7 protein-coding genes are annotated in these 9,259 nt (G+C 62.4%); 3 read left to right on the top strand and 4 right to left on the bottom strand.

The window, feature by feature from the left end:
- Nucleotides 1–57 precede the first annotated feature (57 nt).
- Nucleotides 58–1,143, top strand: a complete 1,086-nt coding sequence (locus C450_RS18375; protein ID WP_049910427.1) for a transposase — start codon at nt 58–60, stop codon at nt 1,141–1,143.
- 143 nt (nt 1,144–1,286) lie between these two features.
- On the top strand, nt 1,287–1,784 hold the full coding sequence (locus C450_RS18370; protein WP_005046078.1) for a DUF1269 domain-containing protein: 498 nt from the start codon (nt 1,287–1,289) through the stop codon (nt 1,782–1,784).
- A gap of 258 nt (nt 1,785–2,042) precedes the next feature.
- Here C450_RS18370 and C450_RS18365 read toward each other — a convergent pair whose 3' ends face one another.
- The 3 genes from C450_RS18365 to C450_RS18355 form a co-directional block, all read right to left on the bottom strand.
- Nucleotides 2,043–3,377: an IS4 family transposase gene (locus C450_RS18365; RefSeq protein ID WP_241430427.1), complete on the bottom strand. Its 1,335-nt coding sequence runs from the start codon at nt 3,375–3,377 to the stop codon at nt 2,043–2,045.
- A gap of 106 nt (nt 3,378–3,483) precedes the next feature.
- Nucleotides 3,484–4,767 carry a TIGR00341 family protein gene (locus tag C450_RS18360; RefSeq protein WP_005046074.1) on the bottom strand — a complete coding sequence of 428 codons (1,284 nt, stop codon included), beginning with the start codon at nt 4,765–4,767 and terminating at the stop codon, nt 3,484–3,486.
- 87 nt (nt 4,768–4,854) lie between these two features.
- Nucleotides 4,855–7,428, bottom strand: a complete 2,574-nt coding sequence (locus tag C450_RS18355) for a GcvT family protein (protein WP_005046072.1) — start codon at nt 7,426–7,428, stop codon at nt 4,855–4,857.
- Nucleotides 7,429–7,757: 329 nt separating this feature from the next.
- On the opposite strand from C450_RS18355, the gene C450_RS18350 reads away from it, so the two are divergent.
- Nucleotides 7,758–8,615 carry a methylenetetrahydrofolate reductase gene (locus C450_RS18350; protein WP_005046070.1) on the top strand — a complete coding sequence of 286 codons (858 nt, stop codon included), beginning with the start codon at nt 7,758–7,760 and terminating at the stop codon, nt 8,613–8,615.
- A gap of 115 nt (nt 8,616–8,730) precedes the next feature.
- On the opposite strand, the gene C450_RS18345 is transcribed toward C450_RS18350, so the two are convergent.
- Nucleotides 8,731–9,259: type II toxin-antitoxin system VapC family toxin (locus tag C450_RS18345; protein ID WP_241430426.1), on the bottom strand; the 529-nt coding region annotated here is incomplete at its 5' end.

Genomic DNA, 9,259 nt, shown 5'->3' with positions numbered 1-9,259 from the left:
CGAGAGATCACCCTGATGTGTGTCGTCTACAACATCAAACGCTCCGTCACACAGTGAATTCCACCGCCTTACGGCGATTCAACAGAGCCCTTCGATCAGCTCCAGGTCGGTGCTGATGACGACGTCCTCCTCCACATCGACGATACGTTCGCCGAGAAAACCGGCGACGCCACCGATGGCGTCGCCCGGTTGTACAATCCCGTCGCTGCGGAGACGGAACTGGGCAACAAGCTCGTCACTTCCTGTCTCCAGGTCGGTGACGTCTACGTTCCCTATCTGGCGCGGATGTACGTTCCAGAGGACCTTGCGCCGGATTTCGACGAGCCGTTCAAGAAAAAGACCGAGATCGCCGTCGAGGATATCGTCACGCCGCTCCAGCTGCCGGCTGGAGCGGCTCTCACCGTCGTTTTTGACTCCGCGTACTACGGCGACGAGAGAGTTGTCGCTATCCAAGATCAGGGCCATGACGTCGTCTGTCGGCTCAAATCCGACAAACACGTCTCTTTACAGGATGTCGTCTGGACCCAACGCGTCGACGCGAGGGCGTCGACGCTGGAATACGAGTCGACGACGATCACCGTCCGTGGAAAAGAGAAAACCTACGACATCGCAAGCGAGGTCGTCAAAATCGAAGACGTCGGCCCAGTAAAGATCGTTGCAAGCAAGACGGACGACACAACTCGGCACTACTTGAGTACGGATCTCGGCCGGTCGGCGGCCGAGATCCTCGAACTCGTCGAGCACAGGTGGAACATCGAGACGGTCCACGAGGAATCGAACGCGAAGTTCGGCTTCAAGCAGTACCAACTGGAGCGGAAACAGGCGATCGAGCGCTACATCCAGCTGGTGTTTCTGGCATGGACGCTGGTAACGTTTGCTGAGCGAGCGAACGTGCCGTTTTGGGAAGAACGAGGCGGACTGAGCGTCCGCCTCGATCACGCCAAGGAAGCGTATCTCGTGGAAACGCTGCTCGAAATCACCGAAGAGGTGCCCCCGTCGCTCCCGCGAGCGGAGCGACGGGAGCAACTCCATGAACTGGTGTGTGAGTTCTCGTGGTCCTCTTTCGCGAGTTTCTTTCTTACAGTCTCCAAGACATATACTCCACTAAATGAACGATCTGGTTTCTATACCAGCTTGATTTGAGAGAGCTCTTTCGATAAAACGAACACAGCATCTCTGGCCAGATTATACCTATTTCGCTGATTTAGACGATCTTGCCAAGCCGAGTATATACATCACCGTAGATACTGTTAAACCGTCGAAACGCGTTCGTGTGTTTGGATCGCATGAACGAACTGATCGTACTCGCCTTCGACAACGAAGACGGCGCACTGAACGTCAGGGACAAACTGAACGAACTCCAGAAACAGGAGCTCATCACGCTCGGCGACGCGGCAGTCGTCGTCCGGGAGGGTGACGGCAAGCCGAAAGTCAAGCAGGCCCAGAGCCTCGTCGGCGCGGGCGCGCTCGGCGGCAGCTTCTGGGGACTGCTGATCGGCCTCATCTTCTTCGCGCCGATCCTCGGGATGGCCGTCGGTGCGGTCACCGGCGCGCTCTCGGGTCGATTCGCCGACATCGGCGTGGACGACGAGTTCATCAAGGAGGTCGGTGAGACCATCGAGCCCGGCCACTCCGCACTCTTCTTGCTCGTGGTCGACGCCCAGACAGACCGCATCATCGAGGAGATAGACTCGTACAACCCGACCGTGCTCCGGACGAACCTCTCGGCCGAGGACGAGGAGAACCTCCGCGAGGCGTTCGCCGCCGACGACATCGTCGCCTGAAACGGTCACCCGTTTCGCTTTGGCGACGGTTCTCGTGTCGTGCTGGTGCGTGGGGCATCCGTTCTAGGCTAATCCTGACGTGACCGGACGAATTGGTCTGAAGTCTGCCTCCAGCAAGAGAACGTTACCGTTCGCTGGCGACGATCACGGGGTCAGTGCATGTTCAGGAGCGCTCACGACGGTGAGCGCTCCGAAATTCTTGATGAACGCGAGTGCTGTAGCTGGGGAGTCGCGCGAATCCGGGCCGATCACACCGGATTACGCGAGGTCAGCGTCGAACTGTCCGTGCTGCACCTCGTCGAGCAACAAGGTGCGGTGAGCGTTCGGGTCCAATGCATCGTTCATCAGCGATTCGATCAAGCTCGGCGGTTCGTAGCCGAGTCGCGACGCGACTCGGCGGAGGATCCGATCACTTCGACGGCCGAACGCCTTCGCCCATCGTTCCCGAGGCAGCAGCGACGACGCCGCAGCGTCGTCGTCGCTGCGGTTTTCCTCGACGATCTCGATGAAGAACTCGCGGAGCGTACGGCTTACCACGAGCGAGAGCAGCCCGATCAGGATCAACGCTTCCACAACCTCCGGTTTTCCCGAGTTGATCTCGTCAAGTCCGTACGTGGTCTTCAGCTCCCGGAATAGAAGCTCCACTTCCCATCTCGCCTGATAGAGCTTCGCGATATCAGGCGCGTTGTAGTCCTCTGTGGGAAGATTCGTGATGTAGAGGTGGTACCGATCTTCCTCGTCGTTCCAGACACCGACGACACGAAACGTTTCAACGGCACGGCTCCGCGTGCCCTTGTAGATGCGTCGCTTGAACTCAACTTCACCGTCGACGTCGATGACGTCGCGGTGAAGATCGTCGAGGATGTCCTGTACCTGCTCTCCTTCCAGAGAGATGGCGTTACCACGCCATTCTCTGAACTCAGCGGTGATCTCCGGGTTTGCGTTGGGTTTGAGTCGCGTGAGGAACCAGCCGCCGTTGGCATCGATCAAGTCCATCGTACGGTAATCGAAGTAGGCCTGATCGAACAGCAGCAACGCGTTCTCTACCCATGGACCAGTGGAAAGTTCTGTGAACTCATGCGTCCGCGCGTCAGTGATATTGAATTCAGCCGGAAGGCCGCTACTGACGGCTTCGACCACGTGGAGCTTCGCTCCAGCGTGGTCGTCGCCATAGCCAGGAAACGTCTCGAACAACGACTGATACAGCGTAATGACAGTCGCATCCGCGATGAAAATCTCACGGAACTGCTCGAACCGTCCCTGAAGACGATCGTTTTCATGTTCGAGGTCCTCAAGTGCGTGCTTGAGGACCTCTCGAAGGAACTCACAGAGAGCGGGCATGAACCAATCGTGAAAGGAGGGATAGCTGAGGGAGCCGCCGAACGTCTCGATGTACTCCTGGCGGAACTCTTCGAGCGTCCTGTAGTTACCGGTGAGAAAGCCGATAGCGAGCGACCAGAACAGGGCGTCAGCTTTCAATTTCCCTCCCTCACGCTGAATCAGCCCGGTTGCGCGAGCAAGCTCGCGCAGCCGGGTGTTCGGAAACGTCTTCACCAATCGTTCTTCTATCACCGAATCCGGTGGTAGGCTCATTCCATCCTCCCACCGGATCTTCCGGTCCTAACAGCTACCGCTTCAGCGATCAGCCCGATTCTCGGATTAGCCTAGAACGGATGGTGCGTGGGGAGGATCGTGGTGCCTATTCGGACTGCTGTGAGAGGGTGTAGACCACTTGGACACTCACTGGTTCGTTGGTCGCCCGAGTCAGACGCGTATCGATCATCGAGGCGAGATTCGGCGGGGGATCGGATTCGTCGAGGCCAACGACGACGCGTACTTCCGCCGGATTGCCGAGGACGAAATCGACCCCGTCGTACTCGACGCCCGTCTCGACGAGGCTCGTGCCTTCGTACTCGGGACCGTCGAACATCGCGTCGAGTTCGGCGTTCGTCTCCTGTTCGAACGTCGCGACCTGAAACGACGCGAACGTGACCGAGCCGAGCACGACCGAGAGCACGAGGAGCGCCCCGATCAGTCGAGCTGACCGCTTGAGAAGGGCGGAGCGCGCTCCCTCGACCCGTGAGTGCCGTTGCGGACGGTAACCGGACAGCCAGAGCATCACGAGCGCCGAAAGGTTGATCGCGAGCAGGTTCACGAGCACGAGCGTGCTCGCGGTGACGAACACCAACGGCACTCCCCACGCGATGCCGAGTCCGGCGGTCGCCGCCGGTGGCACGAGCGCGACCGCGATCGCCACTCCGATGAGCGCCGATCCGGCTCCACGGATGATGCTGATCGAGGCCGCGATGCCCGATCCGAGCGCGAGAAAGAGGGACAGAAAGTTCGGGTGTGTCCGTTCTGCGATCTGTGGCACTTCGGTGATGTCGAGCCCCGGTGGAACGAGCACGGTCGTCTTGAGGATCGTGCCGAGGACGGCGGCACACGCTACGGCCAGTACGAGACCACCGACCTGAAGCACGATCCCTCGGCGGGCAAGGTCGGGCTCGTCGACGACGGTGCCGACGCTGGCCGAGATCGCGGGCCCCATGAGCGGGGCGATCACCATCGCGCCGATGATGGTCGCGGCCGAGTCAAGCAGCAGGCCCATCGCGGCGATCACCGTACTCAACACGAGGAAGGCGGCGTACGTCGACGTTTCGGGCGCGAGGTCCGCGGCGCGCGCGACGAGTTCGTCACGCGAGATGCGCAAGTCGGTGTAGCGCTCGCGCAGCGCGCCGATGCGTCTGGAGACTACGGTTTCGGTCGATTGGACGATCGTGTAGGCGTCCTCCTCGACGCCCGCGGCCCGCAACCGATCGAGGACGGGCTCGACGCCACTCCGCGGGATCGGAAAGGAGACGACCGCCTCGAACTCCCCGCGACCCGTCTCCTCCCACACGGCGTAATCGACCCCCTCCTCGTCGAGCTCCCCGAGGATCGCCTCCCGTGTTCCCTTCGGAACGAGGACTTGGACTAGACGCATGGACCGGATACGACTGCCACGGTATAGCTTGTGGGGGTGGCCGAAACGATCCCCCGACCGCTCCTCAGTGGACGCCCGACACCGCGATCACAGCAGCGGCTCTTCCCGGACTGTCGCCGCGTAGCGCTCACCCTCGTAACGCACGTCGACGTCCGTACCCGGTTCGGCGTACTCGGGCGGAAGGTAGGTGTAGATCACGCAGGCCCCCACGCTGTAGCCGTACTCGGCGGCGTGGACGTACCCGATCGCCTCGTCGCCGTCGGTCGGGAGCACCGGCCGATCGGCGAGCACCGTCTTTTCGGGATCGTCGAGCGTGAGACAGGCCACTTCGTGGTCGATATCGCCGTTCGCGGCGGCTTCGACCGCCTCCTTCCCGAGGAAATCGGTATCGAGATCGACCGCAAAGCCGAGCCCTGCCTCGTAGGGATCGTGCTCGGTGTGGAGGTCCTCGCCCCACAGTCGAAAGCCCTTCTCGATCCGGAGCGCGTCGAGCGCGCCGTTGCCGTAGGGCCGGATATCGAACTCCTCGCCTGCCTCCATGACGTGCTCCCAGAGCCGTTCGCCGTACTCCGAGGGTGTGTACAGCTCCCAACCGAGTTCGCCGGCGTACGACAGCCGGAGCGCGGTCACCGGGATGTTTTTCACAAAGGTTTGCTGACTCGAATAGAACGGGAACTCATCGTCCGAGAGATCGGCGTCGATCACCTTTGAGAGGGTCTTTCTGGCGTCGGGGCCGGTGCAGACCATCGCCGCGAGGCTGGAGGTCACGTCGTTGACTACGATGTCGTCGGGAGCCTGGCTGCGGACCCATGCGAGGTGGTTGCTGCCGACCTCCCGCCCCGTGGTGAGGAGGAGGTAGCGATCCTCGCCGACCCGGGTGACAGTGACATCGGCGCGGACGCCACCGCCCTCGTTGCACATCAGGGTGTACCGGATCTGTCCAACGTCGAGATCCATGTCGTTCGTACACAGATGCTGGAGGAACTCGTCGGCGTTGCTCCCGACGAGCTCCATCTTGTTGAACGACGTCATGTCGTGAAGCCCGACGCCGTCCCGGACGTTCAGCGCCTCCGCACCCTCGATCGGCGAGTAGTATTTGCCCTCCCAGCCCTCACGATCCGGAATCTGGTCGCCGTACTCCGCGAGGAGATCCGCGTTCGAGTCGAACCAGTGTGGCTCCTCCCAGCCGGCCTCGGCCCACAGCTCGGCGTCGCGTTCTTCGTGGCTGTGGTACATCGGCGTCCGCCGGATGTCGCGCTGGTGCTCGGTCCAGACCCACTTGGGATGGATGATGGAGTAGAGGTTGCGGTACTCCTCGCCGCCGAGGTCCTTCGCGAAGTCCCAGCTTCCCTCGTGGGGGGCGAAGCGGTTGACGTTGCAGTTCCGGAGGTCGATCGGGCCGTCGGGGAGGCGGGGAACGCCGGTCTCCATCCACTCGGCGAGCGCCTTGCCCGCGCCGCCGGCGTGGGTGATCCAAATCGCTGCGGCGGTCCAGAGTCCGTCACACTTCTGGACCGGTCCGAGAACCGGGAGCCCGTTCGGCGACGCGGAGTACATCCCGTTGTACTTGTGATCGAGGTTCGCACCCTCCGTGGCGGGGAGGAGTTCGTCGCTCGCCGTTCGCGGCGCTTTCTCCTGTCGGTCGGGGTGGGTCGCGTTGTTCAGGTGGTATTCGGTGAAGTCGTGGACCGACGCCTGGTGGCCACCTTCCTCGTTGCCGCCCAGATCGGCGGGATCGGGCACGATCGACTCGTGGTTGTACGATCCGATCCCGTACCGATCGCCGTGGGTCCGGAAGTACATCGCGTTGTCCTGATCCCGGAGAATCGGTCGATCGGGATCCTGGAGAAGGACTTCGCTCTTGTCGCCGGAGACGGACTTGTAGTTCTCGTACACCGGGTCGTCGGTGACGTCCTGTCTCGATCCTTCGAGTTCGGCGAGCGGCTCCGTGATCGTGTACTGGTGTTCGACGGGCGCGATCGGGAGGTGGATGTCGAGCTTCTCGCTCAACTGGCGTGCCCAGATGTTGGTCGCCACCACGACTTCGTCGCACTCGACCCGGCCGTTCTCGGTCACGATCGCCCGAACGCCGTCGCCGTCGGTCTCGACGTCCTCGACTCCGGTGTGGCCGACGAACTCTGCACCCATTTCTTCGGCTTCCTCGGCGAGCGCCGCACACGCCCGGACGCCCGACGCCTGGCCGTCGGTCGGCGAGTAGTACCCGCCCTCGATGGCGTCGGGATCGACCTGCGGCAGCTTCTCGCTCACCTCCTCGGGGCTCAGGAGCTGTGGGTCCGGCACGCCCCACGACTCGGCCCATTCGACCCGCCGCTGGAGGTAATCCATCCGCTCGTCGCTTCGCGCGACCTCGATTCCGCCCGTCTCGTTGTAGACCGGTTCGTCCTCGTCGCGTTCGAGCGAGGTGTAGAGCCGGCGGCTGTACGTCGCGAACTTCGAGAGCACCTTCGGCTCGTCGGTCTGGAACATGATCCCCGGTGCGTGGGTCGACGAGCCACCCGTGGTGGGGAGCGGCCCCCGATCGACCACGAGCACGTCCTCCCGGCCGAGGTCAGCGAGGTGATACGCCGTGTTGCAGCCGACGATACCAGCCCCGATGACGACGGTTCCTGCCTCGCTCGGCAACGTGTTCGCGTTACTCATGAACGCTCCCTCAGTGTGGCCCGGCGGTATTCACTTTTCGCCCCCAGTATCGGCCACGTTTATATCAGAAATCGATGTCGAGGCTGTTCTCACTTGGTGTCGCTCGTCTATGGACCCTCCCGAACGAGTCTCAGCGATCCCACCGCCATCCCCAGATACGGTGTCAAACGATCCTCACGGCACTCTTCTGGCGGTATATACGTGTTAGGCTGTGCCGGCCAAGACCTAAGTCCGCAGTGTCGACAACTATATGCAATGTTCGCGTTCGAGCCGGGACGACAGCCGTGCGGAACGAGCGCCGCCGAAACTGGTGGGGAGCCCAACGAGCCATGTCGGTAGCGCGTTCGGCCGCGACCGTGGACGGGGCCACCGATCTGCTCACTGACCTCCGGTTCGAGCTGATGCCGTTCGACAGCTTCGAGGGCCAGATGGACCACCTCCCTGACGGGGCGACCATCGCCATCACGACCTCCCCGCAGCTCGGACTCGACGCGACGATCGAGTGGGCGGAGAAGGCCGCCGAGCGTGGGTTCGAGGTCAGTCCCCACATCGCCGCGCGCTACGTCCGCGACGAGGACCATCTCGAAGAGATCGCGCGCCGCCTCACCGATGCCGGGATCACCGACATCTTCGTTCCCGGCGGCGACCGCGAGGAACCCGCCGGCGAGTTCGCGTCGGCGTACGAACTCCTCGCCGCCCTCGACGACCTCGATTACGAGTTCGACGAGGTGGGAATTACGGGGTATCCCGAGGGACACGAGTTCCTCGACGACGCGACCCTCGCCGAGGCCATGAAAAAGAAAGCGCCCTACGCGACCTACATCGTGACCCAGCTCTGTTACGATCCCGACGCCGTCGTCGAGTGGATCGAAGCGGTTCGTGATCGGGGCGTCGACCTCCCGGTAGAGATCGGGATCCCTGGCGTGATGAAGTACCAGCGACTGCTGAAGATCTCCCAGAAGGTCGGCGTCGGCGACTCGGTGCGATTTCTGAAGAAGACCACAGGGATTCTCGGGTTCGTGCGCCAGCTCGTCGGCTCGCGCGGGAAGTACACCCCCGACGACCTCATCGACGGGCTCGCGCCCTACGCCGACGATCCTCACTACGACATCGACGGCCTCCACCTCTACACGTTCAACCAGACCTCGGACACCGAGTCGTGGCGGTACGGCCGGCTGGAAGAGTAGCTGTTCGTCAGCTATCGGTCGATTCGCTCGCTGGTCCAGGGCACCGGCTATCGAGTTCGTCCACGAACCGTTCGCAACGCTCGATCTCGTGATGTCGTGCCGAGGTCGGTTTCGCTCAGGCGTCACGAGGGACGACAGTGACCCCGACGGTTCGGAAGTCACCGTCGTAGGTGAACAGATGGTCGACGCCCCGTTCGTCGGCCTGAACGGCGATCATGTGGTCGGTAAGCGAGATCGTTTGGTCGTCGTAGCGGCGGAACCGTCCGACCGCTCGCTCGACGAGCTGTGGCTCGACGCCAAGTACCTCGAACGTCGGTTCGTCGAGGATGCTCCCGAGCGCCTCGTGTGCTGCTCGGGTGTCTGCCCGCGAGAGCAGTAACGTCACGACCTCGTCAAGGACGTACTGGTTCGTCAACAGCGGGTTGTACGGCAGATCTCCCGCCCCGATCGCGCGGATCACTGTGCGTACCTCGTCGTGCTGTGACGATGGCCGGTAAAAATAGGCGAACAGCGCGTTCGTGTCGACGAACAGCGGCACTGGTGGCCCCCTTTCGTCGGTATCGGTCGAGGGTGCAAAGCGGGAATCCAGGCTATCGATCACGTTCAGTCCCGGTCGGCAGCGATCGCGTCGGCGAGAGCTCCGT

Source organism: Halococcus salifodinae DSM 8989, from assembly GCF_000336935.1.
Lineage (GTDB): Archaea > Halobacteriota > Halobacteria > Halobacteriales > Halococcaceae > Halococcus > Halococcus salifodinae.
The sequence above is the reverse complement of the archived record's forward strand: the minus strand, read 5'-3'. Positions and strand labels throughout refer to the sequence as shown.